The 19,097-nt window shown below is 71.4% G+C and carries 19 protein-coding genes; all 19 read right to left on the bottom strand.

Annotation, left to right across the window (positions count from 1 at the left end; all coding sequences use genetic code 11):
- Positions 1 to 46: 46 nt before the first annotated feature.
- The 19 genes from ABZU32_RS28735 to ABZU32_RS28825 all read right to left on the bottom strand — a co-directional run bounded on the left by ABZU32_RS28735 (position 47) and on the right by ABZU32_RS28825 (position 19,082).
- Positions 47 to 175, bottom strand: coding sequence for a hypothetical protein (locus tag ABZU32_RS28735; protein ID WP_354926836.1), 129 nt, complete (start codon positions 173 to 175; stop codon positions 47 to 49).
- Positions 176 to 222: 47 nt separating this feature from the next.
- Entirely contained in the window at positions 223 to 1,182 is a 960-nt protein-coding gene (locus ABZU32_RS28740) for a GNAT family N-acetyltransferase (RefSeq protein ID WP_354926838.1), read from the bottom strand.
- On the bottom strand, positions 1,179 to 1,559 hold the full coding sequence (locus ABZU32_RS28745; protein WP_354926840.1) for a metalloregulator ArsR/SmtB family transcription factor: 381 nt from the start codon (positions 1,557 to 1,559) through the stop codon (positions 1,179 to 1,181). Before ABZU32_RS28745 ends, ABZU32_RS28740 begins: the two co-directional genes overlap by 4 nt.
- 69 nt (positions 1,560 to 1,628) lie before the next feature.
- Positions 1,629 to 3,995: a heavy metal translocating P-type ATPase gene (locus ABZU32_RS28750; protein ID WP_354926842.1), complete on the bottom strand. Its 2,367-nt coding sequence runs from the start codon at positions 3,993 to 3,995 to the stop codon at positions 1,629 to 1,631.
- A 122-nt stretch (positions 3,996 to 4,117) separates the two neighbouring features.
- The gene (locus ABZU32_RS28755; RefSeq protein WP_354926844.1) at positions 4,118 to 4,339 is read right to left on the bottom strand and encodes a heavy metal-associated domain-containing protein; all 222 of its coding nucleotides are present in this window, start codon (positions 4,337 to 4,339) and stop codon (positions 4,118 to 4,120) included.
- A 57-nt stretch (positions 4,340 to 4,396) separates the two neighbouring features.
- The gene (locus ABZU32_RS28760) at positions 4,397 to 5,620 is read right to left on the bottom strand and encodes a pyridoxal phosphate-dependent aminotransferase (RefSeq protein ID WP_354926846.1); all 1,224 of its coding nucleotides are present in this window, start codon (positions 5,618 to 5,620) and stop codon (positions 4,397 to 4,399) included.
- Positions 5,621 to 5,628: 8 nt separating this feature from the next.
- The gene (locus ABZU32_RS28765; protein WP_354926848.1) at positions 5,629 to 6,054 is read right to left on the bottom strand and encodes a FixH family protein; all 426 of its coding nucleotides are present in this window, start codon (positions 6,052 to 6,054) and stop codon (positions 5,629 to 5,631) included.
- A gap of 25 nt (positions 6,055 to 6,079) precedes the next feature.
- Positions 6,080 to 6,298, bottom strand: a complete 219-nt coding sequence (locus ABZU32_RS28770) for a hypothetical protein (RefSeq protein WP_354926850.1) — start codon at positions 6,296 to 6,298, stop codon at positions 6,080 to 6,082.
- 3 nt (positions 6,299 to 6,301) lie between these two features.
- Positions 6,302 to 8,209, bottom strand: a complete 1,908-nt coding sequence (locus ABZU32_RS28775) for an ABC transporter ATP-binding protein (RefSeq protein WP_354926852.1) — start codon at positions 8,207 to 8,209, stop codon at positions 6,302 to 6,304.
- Positions 8,202 to 9,935 (bottom strand): ABC transporter ATP-binding protein, encoded by a 1,734-nt coding sequence (locus ABZU32_RS28780; RefSeq protein ID WP_354926854.1) that lies wholly within the window; start codon positions 9,933 to 9,935, stop codon positions 8,202 to 8,204. Before ABZU32_RS28780 ends, ABZU32_RS28775 begins: the two co-directional genes overlap by 8 nt.
- 301 nt (positions 9,936 to 10,236) lie before the next feature.
- On the bottom strand, positions 10,237 to 11,514 hold the full coding sequence (locus ABZU32_RS28785; RefSeq protein ID WP_354926856.1) for an ATP-grasp domain-containing protein: 1,278 nt from the start codon (positions 11,512 to 11,514) through the stop codon (positions 10,237 to 10,239).
- 35 nt (positions 11,515 to 11,549) lie between these two features.
- Positions 11,550 to 12,764 carry an ATP-grasp domain-containing protein gene (locus tag ABZU32_RS28790; protein ID WP_354926858.1) on the bottom strand — a complete coding sequence of 405 codons (1,215 nt, stop codon included), beginning with the start codon at positions 12,762 to 12,764 and terminating at the stop codon, positions 11,550 to 11,552.
- The gene (locus ABZU32_RS28795; protein ID WP_354926860.1) at positions 12,764 to 13,918 is read right to left on the bottom strand and encodes a GNAT family N-acetyltransferase; all 1,155 of its coding nucleotides are present in this window, start codon (positions 13,916 to 13,918) and stop codon (positions 12,764 to 12,766) included. Before ABZU32_RS28795 ends, ABZU32_RS28790 begins: the two co-directional genes overlap by 1 nt.
- Positions 13,919 to 13,925: 7 nt before the next feature.
- Positions 13,926 to 15,212: an ATP-grasp domain-containing protein gene (locus tag ABZU32_RS28800; RefSeq protein ID WP_354926861.1), complete on the bottom strand. Its 1,287-nt coding sequence runs from the start codon at positions 15,210 to 15,212 to the stop codon at positions 13,926 to 13,928.
- A gap of 51 nt (positions 15,213 to 15,263) precedes the next feature.
- The gene (locus tag ABZU32_RS28805; RefSeq protein ID WP_354926863.1) at positions 15,264 to 15,614 is read right to left on the bottom strand and encodes a carboxymuconolactone decarboxylase family protein; all 351 of its coding nucleotides are present in this window, start codon (positions 15,612 to 15,614) and stop codon (positions 15,264 to 15,266) included.
- 29 nt (positions 15,615 to 15,643) lie between these two features.
- Positions 15,644 to 16,663: a M28 family metallopeptidase gene (locus ABZU32_RS28810; protein WP_354926865.1), complete on the bottom strand. Its 1,020-nt coding sequence runs from the start codon at positions 16,661 to 16,663 to the stop codon at positions 15,644 to 15,646.
- 319 nt (positions 16,664 to 16,982) lie between these two features.
- Positions 16,983 to 17,192 carry a hypothetical protein gene (locus ABZU32_RS28815; protein ID WP_354926867.1) on the bottom strand — a complete coding sequence of 70 codons (210 nt, stop codon included), beginning with the start codon at positions 17,190 to 17,192 and terminating at the stop codon, positions 16,983 to 16,985.
- Between the two features lie 133 nt (positions 17,193 to 17,325).
- Entirely contained in the window at positions 17,326 to 18,354 is a 1,029-nt protein-coding gene (locus ABZU32_RS28820) for an inorganic phosphate transporter (protein ID WP_354926869.1), read from the bottom strand.
- Positions 18,355 to 18,368: 14 nt separating this feature from the next.
- Positions 18,369 to 19,082 carry a hypothetical protein gene (locus ABZU32_RS28825; protein ID WP_354926871.1) on the bottom strand — a complete coding sequence of 238 codons (714 nt, stop codon included), beginning with the start codon at positions 19,080 to 19,082 and terminating at the stop codon, positions 18,369 to 18,371.
- Positions 19,083 to 19,097 lie beyond the last annotated feature (15 nt).

The raw sequence follows: 19,097 nt of genomic DNA on the forward strand, positions 1-19,097 counted from the left end.
ATGGCCGTGAGCCACATGGCCGTGAGCCACATGGCCGTGAGCCCGGTCAGGCCGCGATGTCCCATCCGGCTCCGGGAATCAGCGGGGGGAGGGGCGAGTCGTCCCAGCCGGCGGGTATGCCCGCCCCGGCCGGGTGGACGGTGCCCGGCTCGGCGGCGTCAGGCCTCGCAGGCACGAGAATGTACGGTTCGCGCGGCATTTCTTCCTTCCTATCGTTCTCGGTCAGCGATTTCTCGCGGGAACAGGCGCTTCGCCGAGACGGTGCGCGCGCACCTCGGCGAGGAAGCCGGCGGCGTAAGGGCGAAGATCCGGTTCCTCGATCGAGCCGAACACCTCCAGCCGCAGGGCCGGTCCGCGGCGCGGCCGGCCATCGTCACCGGCGGCGTAGGACAGCACGAACGACGGATCGGTGAGCGCGCTCAAGCGCACGATCCGATCGGCCTGGTCGGAACCGGAGCCCGGGTCGACCAGATGCGAGGGGACGGCGACGAAGCCCAGCCGACTCTTGAAGCCGAACAGGCCGGGCTTCACCATGTGGCCGTACAGGTTGGGGTCGCTCCCGAGGCTCACCCAGCCGAAGCCGCGCCGGCGGGCCTCCTCGATGACCCTCATGTACAGCAGACGAGGCAGCCCGGCGGAGCGGTGCCGCGGCGTCACCGCCGAGAAACGCGCCCGCACCTCGTCCTTCGGCCGGGACTGGAGGTTGAGGCAGGCGCCGGCCAGGTCGTCGCCGTCCCACGCGCAGACGGCGAAATAGTCGTCGGCCGCGGCGAGGATACGGTCCTTGTTGGTACTGGCCCCGGCCCAGCCGTGGCGCATCTTGCCGACCTCGTTCTCGTACAGCGGGAGGAACGCGTCGAGCAGCGCCGCCGAGACCGGACGGACCTCGAAGCGCACGCCGTTGTTCGCGACCCTGCGGCGCGCGGCGAAGACGTTGCGCCTGTCCTTGCTCGGCAACCGGGCCAGGAACGCCTCCTCGGTCCCGGCCGTGGCCGCCCGCCACACCAGGACCTGCGGTTTGGGGAAGAATCCCGCGCGCGCCAGGTCCGGCCACCCGTCCATCGGCGGGTCCTGCACGCGCACGACGTCGACCTCGCCTCCGAGGACGGACCAGTCCCCGTTGAGCGCCTCGTCGGGGGTGACGATCGCCATCGGCACGCCGAAGGCCGTCTTCCGGATCACCGATCCTCACGTCCCATCTCAGCCGGGAGCACCGCCGAGAGCGCCGCTCCCGGGGAGTCGAGCAACCGCGCCAGGCGGTCGAGCGCCGTTGCGACCGTGCTGTAGTAGACCCACGTTCCGCGCCGGTCCGCGGTGATGAGACCGGCGGCCCGGAGCACCTTCAGGTGGTAGGAGATCGTCGGGGACGACAGGTCGAAGTCCTCGGACATGTCGCAGACGCAGACCTCCCGGTCGGGATGGGAGGCGATCAGCGAGAGCAGCCTGAGCCGCACCGGATCACCCAGCGCCTTGAACATCGGCGCCAGGTCTCCCGCCACGGAGGTGTCGAGCACTCCGCGCGTCAGTGGCGCGTACCCGTCGGACGCGGCCGATTCCATCGCCTCAGCTCCCGGCTCGCATGTCGTCATCTCCGCGAACACTCACACCGGTCCCGCGCCGGAACATCGTCAGCCGTCCCGGCTCGTCGTGGCCGTCTCCAGCGCACGGCCGGACGCGGAGTCCGGTGGGACCGGCGCTTCGGTGGGTCCGGCAGGCGCGGAGCCGTCCGCCAGGGCGCGGAACCGGCGCAGCCGCAGGCTGTTGGTGAGGACGAAGACGCTGGAGGCGGCCATCGCGGCACCGGCGATCATCGGGTTCAGCAGGCCCAGCACCGCGAGCGGGACGGCGGCGACGTTGTAGGCGAAGGCCCAGAAGAGGTTGCCCTTGATCGTCGCGAGCGTCCGCCGGGACAGCCGCACCGCGTCGGCGGCCGCACGCAGGTCGGCGCGGACGAGGGTGATGTCCCCGGCCTCGATGGCGGCGTCCGTCCCCGTGCCCATGGCGATGCCCAGGTCGGCCTGGGCGAGGGCGGCGGCGTCGTTCACGCCATCGCCCACCATGGCGACGACCCGCCCTTCCTGCTGCAATCGCTTGATGACCTCCACCTTGCCGGCCGGCATGACCTCGGCCTGGACCTCGGTGATCCCCACCCGTCCGGCGACGGCCTCGGCGGCACGCGTGTTGTCCCCGGTGAGCAGGATCGGCCGCAGACGGAGTCGCCGCATCGCCTCCACGGCGTCGGCGCTGGTCGGCTTGACGGTGTCGGCGACGACCACGAGGCCCCGAACCTCCGCGTCCCAGGAGACCAGGACCGGGGTCATGCCGCGGCGCTCCGCCTCGTCGTGCGCCTGACGCAACTCGGGCGGCAGCGGGGCGGCGGCGTCCGGCCATGTGGCGCGGCCGACGCGTACCTGCACGCCGTTGACCTCGCCGGAGACTCCCCGGCCGGGGTTGCCCTCGAACGCCGAGACGGCCGGCAGCTCGCCGAGGCGCTCTCGCGCGCCGGCGGCGATGGCCTTGGCGATCGGATGCTCGGAGGCGTCCTCCAGTGCGCCGGCGAAGGTGAGGATCTGGTCCTCGTCCTCTCCGGCGCGCGGCACGACGTCGACGAGCCGCATCGCTCCGGCGGTGACGGTGCCCGTCTTGTCCAGGACGATGGTGTCGATCCGCCGGGTCGACTCCAGGATCTCGGGTCCGCGGATGAGGATGCCGAGCTGGGCGCCGCGTCCGGTCCCGACCAGCAGCGCGGTCGGGGTGGCCAGGCCGAGCGCGCACGGGCAGGCGACGACCAGCACGGCGACGGCGGCGGTCAGCGCGGCCGCGACGTCCAGGCCGTTGCCGAGCCAGAACCCGAACGTGGCGGCGGCGATCGTCACGACGACGGGGACGAAGACCGCGGCGACCCGGTCGGCGAGGCGCTGCACGGGGGCCTTGCCTGCCTGTGCGTCGGTGACGAGGCGGGACATCTGGGCGAGCTGGGTGTCGGCGCCGACGCGGGTGGCGCGGACGATCAGTCGTCCGCTGGTGTTGACGGTGGCCCCGACGACGGCCGACTCCGGTCCCACCTCGACCGGCACGCTTTCTCCGGTGAGCATGGAGACGTCCACGGCCGAGGTGCCCTGGACCACGACGCCGTCGGTGGCGATCTTCTCCCCTGGCCGGACCGAGAAGATCTCTCCGACGGCCAGCCGGTCCACCGGGACGCGCACCTCGTTGCCGTTCCTCAGGACCGCGACGTCCTTGGCGCCGAGCCGCAGCAGGGCACGCAGCGCCGCTCCCGCCCGGCGCTTGGAGCGGTGCTCGGCGTAGCGTCCCGCGAGGATGAAGACCGTGAGGCTCGCGGCGACCTCGAGGTAGATGTGGTGCAGTCCCTCGCCGGACACCGGTCGCATCACGAACGGCATCCGCATGCCGGGGAGCCCGGCGTATCCGAAGAAGAGCGCGTAGAGCGACCAGCCGAACGCCGCGATGACACCGAGCGACACCAGCGTGTCCATGGTGGCCGAGGCGTGCCGCAGGTTCTTCCACGCGGCACGGTGGAACGGCCACGCGCCCCACACCGCCACGGGCGCCGCGAGGGTCAGCGACAACCACTGCCAGTACGTGAACTGCAGCGGTGTGATCATCGCCATGGCCACGACCGGGACCGCGAGCGCGGTGGAGATCAGGAGCCGGCGTCGCATGACGGCGAGCGCCGCGTCGCCGGTGTCCTCCGCGTCCTCACGCTCGTCTGTGCCCTGCTCGGCGACGGGTTCGGGCTCCGGCAGCGCCGCCGTGTATCCGAGCCGCTCCACCACGGCGATCAGCTCCCCGACCGACACGCCCGGGTCGTGGACGACGTGCGCCTGCTCGATGGCGAGGTTGACCTCGGCCTGAACACCATCCATGCGGTTGAGCTTGCGCTCGATGCGCGCCGAGCACGAGCCGCACGTCATGCCACCGATCAACAGGGTGACCTCGGAGCGGTTCGCGATCGGCAGAGCTGATGCGGACACTGGTTCGTCTCCTTCCGACCGCGCCTAGAACTCCACCGGCGGCACGACGGTCCCGAGCGCGTACGACAGTGCGAAGACCACCGCGAGCGCCACCAGGAAGCCGGCCAGCTTGGTGCGGGGTTTCACGCGAGGGTCCCGGCGAAGCGGTATCCGCTGCTCTCGACCGCGCCCCGCACGGTCTCCTCGGGCAGGGGAGCATCCGAGCCGAGCCGCATCCGGCCGCTCTTGGGATCGATCTCGATCACCTCGACGCCGGGGATGGCGACGTCCACGGCGTTCCTGACGCGTTTCGCGCATCCCCCGCAGGTCATGCCTTCCACCGCGTACGTAGCGACAACGCTCACAACTGGTCCTTTCAGCCGGATGGCCCGGCGATGCTCGGTGCGATGGCGTCAATGGCGTCAATGGCGGGCGGCGCCGACGTTGGCTCGCGCCGCCTCGGTCAGGAACGCCCGGATCCGGGCCAGTGCCTCGCCGATCACCTGCGGGCTGTCCACGTAGGAGATCCGGACGTGGTCGGGTGCGCCGAAGTCGGCGCCCGGGACGACGGCGACCCGGGCCGCGCTCAGCAGATGACGGGCGAAGTCGGCGGCGCTGCGGATCGTCTCGCCCTGCCAGGCGAGGCCGTAGGTGCCGCTCACCTCGGCGAAGGCGAAGAACGCGCCCAGGGGTTCGACGTCGAGGCGGAGGCCGGGCAGTCCGGCGAGCCCCGCGCACAGGGCTCGCCTGCGCCCGTCGAGCTCCGCCCTGCGGGCGTCCAGCTCGGCGGCCGGCTCGTCCAGCAGGACCGCGAGGGCGGCATGCTGGGAGATGGTCGAGGCGGCCGACGTCGTGTGCCCCTGCAGGGCGGCCATGGCCGAGATGACCGGCTTCGGACCGGCGGCGTACCCGACCCGCCAGCCGGTCATCGCGAAGGTCTTCGACAGGCCGCCGACCGTGACGGTGGCGGCGCGCACCTCGGGGCCGAGGGACGCCGTGGCGGCGAACAGGCCCTCCTGGTAGACCAGGTCGCCGTAGACCTCGTCGCTGACGATGGTGAGCCCGGCGCCCAGCGCCACCTCGGCCAGGGCCGCCAGCTCCCGCCGGTCGTAGACGACTCCGGTGGGATTGGAGGGGCTGTTCACCAGCAGGACCTTCGTCCGCGGGGTGATGCGCTCGGCGACGGCTCGGGGGGTCATCTTGAATCCCGTGCCGGGTCCCGTCGGGAGGATGACCGGTGTGCCGCCGGCGAGGGTCACCATGTGCGGGAAGCTCACCCAGTACGGGGCCTGGATGATCACTTCGTCCCCGGGATCCAGCAGCGCGACGAAGGCGTTCGCGAGTGCCTGCTTGGCGCCGTTGGTGATGATGATCTCCTCACCGGCATAGGGCGCCCGCCACGCGCGCGTCAGCCGTTCCGCCACGGCCTGCCGCAGTGGCGGGATGCCGGCGACGGCGGTGTACCGGGTCCGGCCGTCGGTGATGGCGGTGATCCCGCCGTCGGACGCCTCCCGCGGAGTGGGGAACGCCAGTTCGCCACTGGTGAGGTTGATGACGTCGACGCCTTCCGCGGCGAGTTGTTTGGCGTGCGCGTCGAGCGCCGCGGTGCTGGAGGGCGGCAGCTGTGCCGCACGGCGACTGAGCATGGTCTCCCCTACTTGGCCCGCACGTCGAACCGCATCGTGGCCGGCGCCCCCGACCCGCGGTTCACCTGGACGCTGACGATCCAATAGCCGGTCATGCCCAGGACGAGCTTGGACTCGTAGGTCTCGCCCTTCCTGGTCGCCACGTGCTCACCGCCGCGCATGTTCATGCTCGGCATGTCGTAGCCGACCTTGACGGTCGCGTCGGTGACGGGGGCGCCCGAGGAGTCGTGGATGGTGACCTGCCCGGTGGCCGCCGTGCCGCCCTTCGCCGGGCACGGGTCGGTCGTGAACCGCACGGTGAGCCCGGCGCTCTGCTTCTCGGTCTGGCATGCCGCCGGCGAGGAGTTGCCATCGGCCCTGCTCTGCGCGCAACCTGCCACGGCGGTCACCGCGATGATCGCGGCCGCCGCGGCTCGAAGTGAGCGCCTGCTCATCGGCTTCCTCCTGGTACGTGGCGTGCTATCCGCAGCACGACTTCTTGGCGGTGGCCGCGGCCTTCTCCTCGGTGGCGGGCTTGGGACCGCAGCAGGAGCTCTTCGCGGCGGGAGCCTCGGTCTCGGTCGCGGCGGTCTTCGGGCCACAGCACGAGCTCTTGGTCTCGGCCTGGACGACGGGCAGCGGCTCGTTCTGGGCGGCGGACCAGAAGAGCTGGCTGACGCTCGGCTCGGTGACGGACATGGGTCACTTCCTTCCAGCGGGTAGGGCGATTTCTCCGGTCTGGACCTTGCAGAGCTCGGCGAGCCGGCCATCACCCGTGAGGAGTTCCACGGGTCTGCCGCTCTCGACGATCCGGCCGTCTTCCAGGACGAAGACGCGGTCCAGGTCTTCGACGAGGGCCAGCCAGTGCGCGACGACCACCGCGGTGCGGCCTTCCAGCAGCCGCCGGATGGCGGCCAGGACGGTCCGCTGGCGGGCGGGGTCGACGCTGGAGACGGCCTCGTCAAGAATGATCACTCGAGGGTCGGCCAGCATGGCGCGGGCGAGGGCGACGAGCTGGCGCTCCCCGACCGACAGCCGCGCACCGCGCTCGCCCACCCTGGTCTGATAGCCCTTGCTCAGCTCGCCGATCACCTCGTCGGCGCCCACGGCGCGGGCGGCCTGGACGACCTGCTCGTCGGTGGCGTCCGGCCTGCCGAACCGGATGTTCTCCTCGACGGTGCCGTCGAAGAGCTGTGCCTCCTGGCTCACGAGCAGGACCTGGCCGCGCACGGAGGACTTGGTCGCCTGGGAGATGTCGTGGCCGTCGATGCGGATCGTGCCGGAGGTGGGCGTGTAGAAGCGGACCAGCAACTGCATCAGCGTGCTCTTGCCGGCGCCGCTGGCGCCGACGATGCCGATGTGCTCGCCGGCCCGGGCCTCCAGTGCCACCTCGTGCAGCACCTCGACGCCGTCGGCGTAGGCGAAGCTCACCCCGTCGATCCGCAGGTGTCCCTGGACCTCGGGCAACGGGTCGCCGGTGTCCTCCTCCTCGGGCAGGTCGAGCACCTCGAGGACGCGGTGCGCCGACACCGCCATGTCGGAGGCCTGGCCGAGCTGGTTGGCCACGTCGCGGACCGGGTTCAGCATGCGCTTGGAGAACAGGGCGAACGCCGCCAGCGTGCCGGCGGCCAGAGCCGCGCCCTGGGCCATGCCCATCGACGCCATCATCGTGTTGGTGCCGAGCAGCATCCAGGTCATGGGCATCATGCCCGCGGCCAGGTCGAAGAAGAAGCCGGAGCCCAGGGCGTGCCCGTTGATGATCTGCAGCCCGCCGAAGAAGATCAGCAGGGCCAGGGCGATGTGGACGGTGAACCCCAGGTAGGAGGTGAGCCACAGCCGCTTGGTGGACAGCCTGTTGTGCACCTTGGTGTACCCGGCGGACCTGCTCTCCAGGTCGGCCATCATGCTGTCTTCCTGGCCGAAGGCGCGGATGTCCGCGAGCCCGTCGATGCGCTGGTTCAGGTAGCCCACCACGGAGTCCCACGATTCGCGCTGCCGCCGGGTGTCGGCCTTGAGATGACGCGTCCAGCGCAGCGCGATGAGCACCATGACGGGGATGACGATCAGCGTCGGCAGGGCGACCCCGGGGCTCAGGGCCAGCAGGAACACCGCGAACGCGACGAACCATACGGCGCTCTGGACGAGCTCCAGGCCGGTCTTGGTGATGTACCCGCGGAAGCGCTCGGCTTCGAACAGCACACGGGTGACCCAGGTGCCGCTGGCCTGGGACACGTGACGGGACAGCTGCAGGTTGTGCAGGCGCGCCACCAGGTCGTTCCGCAGGGTGACCGTGAGCCGCTCGTTCACCCGGATCATCGCGATGTTGTAGGTGATGCGGATGACGTTGTCCAGCACCGCCAGCACCACCAGGTTGATCGCGGTGCCCCAGACGGCGTCCATGTTCCCGGTGACGATGTGTCCCACGCCGACCATCACCGTGTACATCTGGGCGATGGTCATGATGGAGCTGAGGATGGTCACGACGGTGGCCACCGCGATCCATCCGACGTGCGGCCGCAGGTAGGGGAGGAAGCGCCTGACCGCGCGGCGGAGCGTCTGGTTGACCTCGACGTCGGTGAGGACCACGGGTTCGGCGGCCGTCTCAGTCATCGGCCTGACCTCCTTCCGGCAGGCCGGCGGGCGCCAGCGGCCGTTCCGCCGGTCGGTCGTCCTGTACGGCCCGTCGCACGGAGTCCGGCTCCGCCAGGACGCCGTTCTTGAGGGCGATCACCCGGTCGACGTAGCGGGTCACCGCGAGCTGCTGGGTGGCGATGATCAGCGTTCTGCCCTGGCGCACCCGCGTGATGGTCTCCAGCAGCTCCACTTCGGTCTCCGCGTCGAGGTTGGCCGTCGGGTTGTCCAGGAGCAGCACCGCCGGGTCGACCAGCAGGACGCGGGCCAGGCCGACGCGCTGCCTTTCCCCGGCGGACAGGTCGACCGCGTCGGCCGCCAGGGTGCGGTCCAGCGGGATGTGGCGCAGGCCCGCCGCCTCCGCCGCCTTGCTGACCTCGTCGGCGGTGGCGTCCGGCCGGGCGAAGCGGATGTTGTCCGCCAGGGTGCCTTCGAAGATCCACTGGCGCTGCGGCAGGCACACGACCTGCCGCCGGATGGACGCCAGGTCGTACTCGCGGGCGTCGGCGCCGTCGTACAGGACCAAGCCGGACTCGGGGTCGCGCAGGCGGGCCAGCACGTGGAGCAGCGTCGTCTTCCCACTGCCGGTGGGGCCGATGATCGCGACCGCCTCGGCGGGTTCGACCGTCACGCTCACCCCGTCGAGCACCTTGCGGTCACCGATCTCCACGACGATGCCGGCCGCGGAGACCGCGCCGGCGGGAGCGGGCATGGGCCGGCTGTCGGATCGTGGGTCGAGCACCGAGGGCGCCTCGATGATGCGCAGCAGCCGCTGGGCGATGACCACCGACCGGAAGACGCCGTTGGCGTGCATGGTCACCTGGTGCATGCTCATCTGGACCATCATGATCAGCGCGACCAGGGCGACCAGGCCGCCCACCGTGAGCGCGCCGTCGACGACCGCGCCGCCGCCCAGCCACAGGGCGATGGGGGTCGGGAGCGCCCCGATGACGTTGAGGATGGCCTCCCACCGGCTGTAGGTGGTCTTCATGCTGCCGCGGCGGGCGGAGAGCTCTTCGTTGATCTTCTGCAGCCGGCCGGAGGCGTCGTCCTCGCGGCCGAAGGACTTCACCACGCCGATGTTGGCCAGCGACTCCCCCACGCCGGACAACAGGTTGGTGAACTGTCCCTTCACGTCGACGAAGACCCGCTGGAGGCGCCCTTGGACGCTCAGGTTGCCCAGGATCACGATGGCGAGCGGGATGGAGGCGACCAGCGTGGTGCGGACGTCGATCAGGAGCGCGACCAGGTACATCACCACGGTGACCAGCGCCTGGTTGAGCAGCTCAAGCAGGCCGCCGTTGGTGAGGCCGCGCACGAAGACGGCATCGGAGATCAGGCGGGTCAGCGCCCGGCCGCCCGACGCCTCGGCCGTGTCGGCCGGCCCCAGCCTGAGCAGGCTCCGGAACAGGTCGTGCCGCAGGTCGTTGACCGCCTTGCTGGCGACGGTGAAGCGCATCTGCTTGCCGAGGTGGAGCAGAGCGGCGGAGGCCGCGCCGATGGCGAGGACACCGAGGGCGACGGCGAGCAGCAGTCCGGGGTCGCCGCCGAGAACGCCCGCGTCGATGGCCACCCGGATGATGAGCGGGATGGCGATGGTGCTCAGCAGCCCGGTCAGCATGGTGATCGTGGCCACGGTCATCGCCCGGCGGTAGCGGAGAGGGTAGCCGTAGATGAACCGCAGTGCGTGAAGCGACTGTTTCACTTGCCTCTTCCTTTCGGCCCGGGCCGTCGCACGTGCCTGGCGCGCGGCGCGGCCGTGCCGCTCGGGGCGCCGGCCGCGCCGCGCCTTCTCACACGGATCGGCCTCGGCCTAGTCGCAGCACGCACATGCGCAGCTGCATTCGGCGCCGTCTTCCGCGGCGTCTTCGATGCCGCTGGTCTCGCAGCAGCCCGAGCCGATCATGTCGTCCGCCATGACCCCTCCTCTCCGCTAATTTGATGATTCCAAGATTATCGAATCAGATCACCCGACCGCCGTCAAGGCGGAAGAAGGACCACGGGGCTCAGCAGCAGGACGTGTGCGGCTTGGTCACCGACGACTCGGCCCCGGCCATGGGTTCCACGCGTAGATCGAGCTGGTCGAGGATCCGCTCGAGGTCCCGGGTGACCTGGTCACGGCTCTCGCCGGCCAGGACGATGCGGCCGAAGGCGCCACCGCGGGCGTGGTTGATGCCGAGGACCGCCTCGCCGGGCTTGACGTCGATCTCGATGAGCGGCTCCACCGGCGACTCCAGCCCCTGGACCGCGTGCAGCGCCTCCTCGCGGTACCACAGCCTCCCCTCCTGTTCGAAGACGATGCTGTGATACCGGCCGACGGGCGCCTTCGGCGTCTCCGGCTCCGGCTGACGGCCCAGGGCGGCCTCCACCGCGACCAGGGTCGGCTCGTAGCCGGTGGTCGCGGCGATCAGCGCCACCCCCTGACCGCCGGAGACCCGGGGATTGACCTCCACGACCCTCGGCCCGGCGTCGGTCAGCATGAACTGCAGCAGGGCCACCCAGTCGTCCACCCCCAGCGCGGCGAGCGCGCGGCCGGTGAGGTCGGTCAGGCGCGCGAGCACCTCCTCGGCCAGGGTTCCGGGGAACCAGCCGCCCAGCTTCACGAACTTCGGCGGCGGCCCCACCTCGCCCTCGAACACGTAGAGGACCTTGGTCGCTCCTGCGGCCCGGCTGGCGAACACGCCGATCTCCGGCCCGACGAGGTACTCCTCCACCAGCGCGCTGTCACGGCCGCCGTCGAGGATGGCGCCGACGGCGGCGGCGACCTCCTCGGAGGTGGCGCAGTACATCAGGCCCGCCGCGCTGGAGGCGTCCCGCGGCTTGACCACGACCGGCAGGCCGATCTCCTTGGCCGCGGTCGTGCCCTCCTCCACGCTGCCGACCACCTCGTGCCGGGTGACGGCGATGCCGGCCTGCGACAGGCGCCGGTGGGTGGCCGCCTTGTCATTACAGTTCCGCGCCGCCTCGTAGGTGATCCCGCTGGACAGCCCGAGGCGATCGCGCAGCAGGCCGGCCAGCGGGACCAGCCGATCCACCTGGCTCACCACCGCGGTGAACGGCCGGATCGCGTGCACGCGCGCGATCTGCTCGACGGCCCCCTCCCAGTCGTCGAAGTCCACCTCGAACGGGATGTCCACCGCGGCGAACAGCTCGATCGGGATGAACTCGTCGGCGAAGCCGACCTCGTAGCCGGTGCGCTCCTTCAGCATCGTGACGGTGCGCTGACCGCCGAGCACCAGCACGCGCGTCGTCTCGGCCGCGCGTGGTCCTGTTCCTTCTGACACGTGGTCACCGTCCTCGTCCGGGGCAGAGATGGGTCTCAGGTGCTGCGGTGGTCGACCCGCGGGCGCAGGCGGTCCATCGCGTCCTGGTAGGCGGGCACGAGCCGTGCCTCGTCGTCGGCGTAGACGACCACCCGCCCGTACACGCCGCCCTCCGCGTGGTCGACGGGGAAGACCGTCTGCCCCGGCTCGACGTCCATGGAGATCACGGGCGCGGGTGCCTCGCCGGCGTCGGCGAGCGCGCGAGGGTCGTAGTCGACGGCGCCCGCCTCCTCGAAGGTGAGGCATCGGTACCTGGCGTACCGGGCGACCGGCGCCCGCCGGGTCACCGGCCGGCCGAGGGTCACCTCGACGGCCGCCCGCACCAGGTCGACGCCCGACACGGCCCGGGTCACCTCGCACAGTCGTCCACCCGGTGGACGCGGGCTCACGTTGACGACGACCGGGCCTTCGGACCCGAGCCGCACCTGTGTGTGCGCCACTCCGTCGGCCAGGCCCAGCACGCGCAGGGCCTCGGCGACGAGGCCGCCCAGCTCCGCCTCCTTCTCGGGGCCGAGCCCGCTGGGGTGGTCGTATCCGATCTCCAGCGGCCGGGCGCCGGGCGCCGTGTGCTGGGCGAGGACGCCGGCCACGTCGGTGACACCGCCTGCGGTGACGGTCTGCACCGCGTACTCGGGGCCGTCGATGTACTCCTCGACCAGCAGGTCGGGATGGTCGTCGGTCCGCAGGGCGACCACCGCCGCGGCGACCTCCTCCGGCCCGCGGCACACGCGGGTCCCGTTGCCCCCGGCTCCGGTGACCTTCTTGACCAGCACCGGGTAGTCCAGGCGCGAGGCCGCGGCCTGCGCCTCCTCCGGATCGCCGACGAGGCGGTGGGCGGGGACGGGGACACCGCCTCCCGCGAGGGCCAGCCGCATGCGGAGCTTGCTGTCGCAGTTCATCGCCGCGGACATCGCCGGCCCGGCCACGTCGAGCCGGGCGGCGAGGTAGCCGGCCAGAGGAAGGTGGGCGTCGTAGACGTTCACCACGCCGCCGAAAGGGCGCGCGTCGTGAAGCCCGCGCAGCAGGGCCTCGGTGGCCGCCCAGTCATCCAGATCGACGTCCAGGGGCAGGTCGACGACGCAGGCGAGGTCGAGAGGGGTGGGGTCGCCGAGAAGTGTCGTGCGGACGTCCATCTCGGCCAGCACGTGCACCACCCGCCGCCCGGCGATGCAGATGACGTTCGGACGGCCGTCGCCCGTCTCCGCGCGCATCAGCAGCACCTGCTGACGACTTCGAGCCCGTCCGCCGAGGCCCGGGCGGCCGATTCCAGGCGCCGGCACCACGCGTGCAGCAGGGCGTCCTGCCGGCGGTCCGCCGTCTTCACCGCCAGCATGAGCGGGGTCCCCACGGCGCCGTACCGGCGCTTGATCGGCGCGTTGCCCCGGCCGAGGTCGAGCACGCGCGCGTCCGTCGTGACGGCGGCCTCTATGGTGTGCGCGAGCATGGTGTGGTACGGCTCGAACGCGGGATGGTCGGCCGTCCGCAGCCCGGCGATCCACAGCGACCACTCCGCGCCGAACTGCCATCCGGCGAACATGGCGACGGCGCCGGCGTCGTCGGCGGCCACGACGGTCCTCTCGTAGGGACGCAGGTGCCGATGGAGGGCTCGCAGGTAGGCGGCGGGGAACACCTCGATCGGCGTGCCGTGGGCGGCGAGCAGCTCATGGGCGAGCCGGACCAGCGTGCCGGTCTCCGGCACGCTCTCGGTGACGGTCAGTCCCTCGGCGCGGAGGCGCTGCTCCCTCCACAGTTTGCGCCGGCGCCGGCCCGGCAGCGTGGCCCAGTATTCGGCCGGACCGGCATAGGTCGTGTCGATCCTGTACGCCGTGGAGACGTGCGCGGTGGCGTATCCCTGACCCATCAGCCTTCCCGCGAAGGCGTCGGCCGGGAGGTTGGCGATTCCCCAGGCCCACGCGCCGAGCGAGGCCGCCGCCCTCTCAAGGCCGTCGACCAGCGCCTGTACGGCGCCTGCATGCCCGGGCAGGGCCAGCGGTCCACCACGCAACGCGGCGAGGCTGTGCGCGAGAAGCAACGGCCCCCTCTCTCGCAACGAGGCCGACCCGCCGAGGGAGTAGGCGTAGTCGAGCCGGGGGCAGTGATGAACGAGATACGCAGGGCAGACGCCGACAGGATCGTCACCGCGGTAGGCCAGCAGGTGCGCGGGCTCGAACTCTCCCGGAGGCGCCTCCTCGAAGGCGGCCAGCCATTCGCGGCTGTAGAAGATCGTGCCGCCGCTGCGGCGGACGATGTCGTTCCAGACCTCGCCGTCGATGTCGGCGACTCCGCGGGCGAGCGCCAGTCTGTGTCCGTCGGCGGTCTCCCCGAGGTCGATCGACCGCGGCGGCGTGGTCGTCCGGCTCGTCACGGTGACCTCAGCAGCAGGACTTGAATTCACGGCTGTCCGATCGCGACGTGGCCAGGTCGTCCATGGGCGTCACCCGCAGATCCAGGTGTTCCCGTATGCGGCGGGCGCCGTCGGTGACCTCGGCTCTGGTGTCGCCGAAGACGACGATGCGGCCGTACACGCCGCCTCCCGGATGCTCCTTGGGCAGGACGGGCTCGCCGGGCGCGACCTCGACCTCCACGATCGGCGGCACCGAGCTCGGGAAGGCCGACGTATCGATGTCGGTCCGGTACGTCACCAGCCCGGGCTCGTCGAAGACGATGCTGCTGTAGAGAGCGTGCGAGGTGCGGGGCCGGCCGGTGGTCACCGGAAGACCGAGGGCGAGCCGCGTGGCCGCTACGGTCATGTCCACACCGGACACCGCGGTGGTCATCTCGACCAGCCTGCCGCCGGGGCGGCGCGCGTTGACCTCGACGACGCGGAAGCCTTCCGGGCCGAGGCGCACCTGGGTGTGGCTGATCCAGTCGGTCACGCCGAGAGCGGCCAGAGCCGAGGTGACGACCTCGGCGAGGGCTTGCTCTCCGGCGGCATCGAGACCGCTCGGATGCTCGTACCCGAGCTCCACGAAGACCGGCGGCTCGGTCATGTGCTGGCGGAAGACGCTCAGCAAGCGGGTGCGACCGGCCTCCGTCAGGGTCTGCACGGCGTACTCCGGTCCGTCCACGTACTCCTCGACGAGGACCCCGGCCTGCGTCCCAGGGCCGGGATCGGCCAGGATGCCGGCCACCGCCTCGCGCACCTCCTCGGTGGTGAGACACCGGCGCACGCCGAACGCGCCGGCCCCGTCCCGCGGCTTCACCACCACGGGAAGACCGATGGTCTCCGCGACCCGCACCGCGTCCTCCGCGCCGGCGGCGAGGCCGAAGCCCGGTACGGGAAGGCCCGCGTCACGCAGGCGTTCGCGCGTCCGCAGCTTGTCCCGGCAGTTCCACGCCGCCTCGGCGCTGAGCCCGCGCCGCTCGGCGAGCAACTGCTCGGTGAGGTGCGCCATCAACGGGATCCGCGGCTCCACATGGGTCAGGACGGCCGCCGGCGCGGCGCCGCCGAGCCGGGCCTTGATGGTGTCGCGGACCTGGTCCCAGTCGTCGACGTCCACGTCGACCGGCACGTCGGCCCAGAACACGCACTGCATCGGCACCTGCCGGTCCAGGTACAGGATGCGGTAGCCGAGGTCGTGCACGATGGTGAACTCTCGTTCCGCACGGCCGCCGATGAGCACGACGGTGCCCGCCGGCGGATCGCCGCCTTGCGTCATCGGCGCTCCATTCCCTTCAAGCGAGTGGCGTATCGGGGACGAACACGACCATCAGCAGCAGGTGTTGGCCTTCTTGGCCGGCGCCGCCGCCGCGACCGGGGCGGGACGCTGCACCGCGTCCAGCTTCAGAACCTCCACGATGCCGGCGACCTGCGCGATCTCCTCGTTGCCCAGGCCGAGCTGCTTCGCCGTCGCCAGGAAGGAGCGCACGGTCTCCTCCCGGCCCAGCAGCAGGGCGGCGGCCAGGGCCACGGCGGCTCTGGCCTTCGGTTCCAGAGCGCCCCCGTCGAAGACCGTGTTGAAGAAGCTCTGGTATCCGGCGGAGAAGCTCTGGTGGCCGTCCTTGATGTGCGGGGCCAGCTGCATGAGCTGGACCGAGATGCTCGGTGCTGCGGTTGCCATGATGACTCCTCAGGTATGGGCAGAAGTGCTCACTGATGCGGTGCGGCGCTCGCCCCTCCGCCGTCCCCGGCTTCGTCGAGCGCCAGGAGGGCGACCGTGACGAGCAGCAGCCGGCCCGCCATGCGGAGGGCGGCGGGGTCGACATGATCAGGAGAGTCCAGCGGCGAGTGGTAGTGCGCCGCGCCGAGCCCGATGCCGGCGGCCGGCAGCCCGGCCGACGCGTATTGGCGGTTGTCGGAGGCGACGGGTCCGGCGGCGAGCGGGATGCCCAGCATGCGTCCCGCCTGGTCAAGGGCTTGGCGTATCCGCCCGGAGCGCGGTCCCAGTTCGACCGCCACGGCACCGTTGAACTTCGCCGCCATGTCGAGGTTGAGCACGTCGGGGTGGGTGCCGGTGGCCGCCAGGCGCCGTGCGTGGTGCTGAGAGCCGAGGGCGCCGACCTCCTCGGCGTCGAGCGCGGCGAACAGGACGGGCCGAGCTCCCCGGAAACCCTCCGCGAGGAGGGCGTGCGCGACGCCGAGCAGCACCGCCGTTCCGCTCGCGTTGTCACCGGCGCAGGGGAAGTGCCGCCCGGGATCGGCGCCCACTCCGTCATAGTGCGCGGTGACGAGCACCGGCCGGTCGCCGCCGGCCGGGTCGGCGCCCGGCAGGGCGGCGGTCACGTTGGTGCCGGTGACGGCCTCTCGAAGCAGGGGAACCAGGGCGCGCACCGTACCGCCCTCGAGCGCGGGAAGGTGCTCCTCGCGGACGGCGATGACGGGCAGGTCCACGGGCGTGCCCCCCACGACCCGCTTGGTGAGGAAGCCGGAGGACGCGGGCCGCTGTGAGGTCAGCAGGCCGAGCCCGCCCGCCGCGCGGACGGCGGCGGCCAGATCGGTGAAGGCGCGGCCCTGCGGCACCCGGTCGAGCAGGCACCAGGCGCCGGGACGAGGGGTGCCGTCCCACCGCGCGACCGAACCTTCGACGGCCGCCTCCATGGGAGCCGATCTCGGGTGCTCGGCGTAGTCCCGCCGGTGTTCGAACGTCCGGGACGGTCGTGGACCGCGCACGGTGAACACGGGGGGCGAGGTGAGCCTGAAGACCCCCGGCACCGGGAAGGCGTGCGTCTCCGGTCGCAGTCCCGAGGCGTGCAACCGGTCAGTGATCAATGCCGTGGCGCGGTCGCGACCAGCAGTGCCGACGGCTCGTCCAGAGAGGGGCTCCGCACAGAGCGCTCGCAGAATCTCCATGGCGCGCGTCTCATCGAAGGCGCCGGCCAACGCCGTGAGCCGTTCCTCCACACCGGAGCGGACGGTCCTGGACATCCGATGACGAGCCTTTCTCGTTGTCACGGGCCTCGGCCGCCCAGACGGCGTCCGGCCCCGGCCTTCACTCCCCGCAGCACCCGCTACTGGTCTCGCTCGGCTCGCCGCAGCAACCACTGGCACTGTCCTCCGGGCCGAGATCGATCAGCTCGATCTCCACCGGGCCCGAGGCGGGCTCGCCGCAGCATCCGGACGCGCCGGCGTCCGCGTCCAGCTCGGGATCGGTGATGAACCCACCGACGACCCGGTCTCCGGTGTCCTGCTGCTGGTTCATGGCTCACGTCCCCTTCCATGGTCCGGGCTTGATTCGATAGTTATAAGATCATCGAATCATTGGCGTGTCAATGGCCGTGCCGGACGAACTCGGTACGGGGTCGCCGGAGACGCGGCTCCGGCGACCCGCGACATCAGGCGATGAGCAGGTAGACGCCCGCCGCGACGGCGGCGCCCACCGGCGGGGTCAGAAGCCATGCGATGAGCAGGTCGCGCACGGTCTTCTTGTTCAGCCGGGACAGGTCGTTGGCCGCGATGCCGGAGATGGCGCCCGCCGAGACCTGCGTGGTGGACATCGGCAGCCCGAGGGTCGCGCCGAGTCCGACGAGCGCCGCGGTGGTCAGGTTCGCGGTGAACCCTTCCACGTGCGGGATCTTGATGACGGAGTAGGCGAGACGGTCGGCGATGCGCGAGCCGCCCACCAGGCCACCGACCGCCATGGCCACGGTGACCAGCAGGAGCAGCGTCGTCGGGGTCATGCCTCCCACCAGCGCGAAGGAGCCGATCGCGACGATCTTCGGAGCGTCGTTCATCCCGCGCGCGAAGCTGGCCAGGCCGCTGGTCATCCAGTGGCCGATACCGATCGCCTTCTGCGCCTTGGTCACCTCCTCCTGGACTCCCACGGTCGTGGCGAGCCCGCCGCCGTCCGGCGCCTGCTCGGCCGCCCGCGCCTTGCTGGCCGCCGAGGTGGCCACGACCTTGCGGGTGATCACGCCGAGCACGGCGGAGATCGCATACGCCACCAGGATGCTGAGCAGCAGCGGCTGGACGACCTTGCCCAGCAGGCCGTTCCACTGCACGGCGTCGGCGGCGAACAGGCTGCCCGCTCCCAGAAGCGCTCCCACCAGGGCGTGGGTGGTGGAGACCGGCAGCTTGAGCACCGTGGCGAGGATGACCCAGAACACCGTGCCGACCAGCACCGCCACCGCGAAGGCAGGCGTCGGGGCCGCGGACACGATGCCCTTGGAGAACAGGGCGGTCATCTTCGACGCCAGGGTCAGCGAGACCAGGCATCCGACGGCGGTCGCCACGGTGCCCCACAGGATCGCGGTGCGGATCCGGGTCACGCCCGCGCCGGCGAGCGTGGCGACGCCTTTCGGCACGTCGTTCGCGCCGTTGGCGGCGGCGAGAGCGAGAACGAGTATCAGGACGAGGACTTCCATGCGGCAACGGCCTCCTACGGTGTTGTGGCCCGGGCGGATGTCTCGGCGTGCCGCGCCGCGGCGGCGACGAAGGCTTCGATGAGCGGGTGGATCGAGCCGGGCGAGGAGGACAGCTCCGGCTGGAAGAGGGTGCCGATGAAGAAGGGGTGGTCGACGATCTCGATGGCCCGTGGAGCCTTCTCGGCGTCCCACCCGCTGATCACCAGAGAGCTCTGCTCGATGAGATCGACGTAGTCGGGGTTGAGACCGTACTTGCAGTGGAACGTCTCGACGGTCTCCTCCGCATGCGCGAACACCGACGCGAGCCTGCTGCCGTCGGAGAGGTAGAGGGGGGCCGTCTCCCCCACCAGCGAGCAGCACAGGGCGGTGATCAGCGGAGTCTCCGCCTCCGGGTCGTACTGGACGTCGTCGGCCTGCGAGAGCCCGAGCACGTTGCGCGCGTACTCGATGAGAGCGTGCTGGAAGCCGCCGCAGGTCCCCAGATAGGGAATGCCCGTCTCCCGTGCGAGGCGGATGGCGAGCAGGACCCCGTCCTTCGAGGCGTACGGCGACCCGGGGATCACCCACAGCCCGGAGTAGCCGCCGAGGCTGTCCGGCCCCGTGATGGTCTCGCTGGGCACCCAGTCGACGTCGGCGTCGAGGGACGGGACGAACGCGTCCAGGCACGCGTGGGCGGGCGTCGTGGAACTGCGGTTGCCGATCAGAGCGATACGCGGGCGCTCGGTCATCAGAAGATCTCCTCA

It is taken from the genome of Sphaerisporangium sp. NPDC005288 (assembly GCF_040607475.1).
GTDB classification, from domain to species: domain Bacteria; phylum Actinomycetota; class Actinomycetes; order Streptosporangiales; family Streptosporangiaceae; genus Sphaerisporangium; species Sphaerisporangium rhizosphaerae.

Excerpts from the sequence above, each read along its gene's own strand:
- ABZU32_RS28745 (WP_354926840.1), bottom strand. The coding sequence starts at position 1,559 with ATGGAATCGGCCGCGTCCGACGGGTACGCGCCACTGACGCGCGGAGTG.
- ABZU32_RS28760 (WP_354926846.1), bottom strand. The coding sequence starts at position 5,620 with ATGCTCAGTCGCCGTGCGGCACAGCTGCCGCCCTCCAGCACCGCGGCG.
- ABZU32_RS28765 (WP_354926848.1), bottom strand. The coding sequence starts at position 6,054 with ATGAGCAGGCGCTCACTTCGAGCCGCGGCGGCCGCGATCATCGCGGTG.
- ABZU32_RS28770 (WP_354926850.1), bottom strand. The coding sequence starts at position 6,298 with ATGTCCGTCACCGAGCCGAGCGTCAGCCAGCTCTTCTGGTCCGCCGCC.
- ABZU32_RS28775 (WP_354926852.1), bottom strand. The coding sequence starts at position 8,209 with ATGACTGAGACGGCCGCCGAACCCGTGGTCCTCACCGACGTCGAGGTC.
- ABZU32_RS28790 (WP_354926858.1), bottom strand. The coding sequence starts at position 12,764 with ATGCGCGCGGAGACGGGCGACGGCCGTCCGAACGTCATCTGCATCGCC.
- ABZU32_RS28800 (WP_354926861.1), bottom strand. The coding sequence starts at position 15,212 with ATGACGCAAGGCGGCGATCCGCCGGCGGGCACCGTCGTGCTCATCGGC.
- ABZU32_RS28805 (WP_354926863.1), bottom strand. The coding sequence starts at position 15,614 with ATGGCAACCGCAGCACCGAGCATCTCGGTCCAGCTCATGCAGCTGGCC.
- ABZU32_RS28815 (WP_354926867.1), bottom strand. The coding sequence starts at position 17,192 with ATGAACCAGCAGCAGGACACCGGAGACCGGGTCGTCGGTGGGTTCATC.
- ABZU32_RS28820 (WP_354926869.1), bottom strand. The coding sequence starts at position 18,354 with ATGGAAGTCCTCGTCCTGATACTCGTTCTCGCTCTCGCCGCCGCCAAC.
- ABZU32_RS28825 (WP_354926871.1), bottom strand. The coding sequence starts at position 19,082 with ATGACCGAGCGCCCGCGTATCGCTCTGATCGGCAACCGCAGTTCCACG.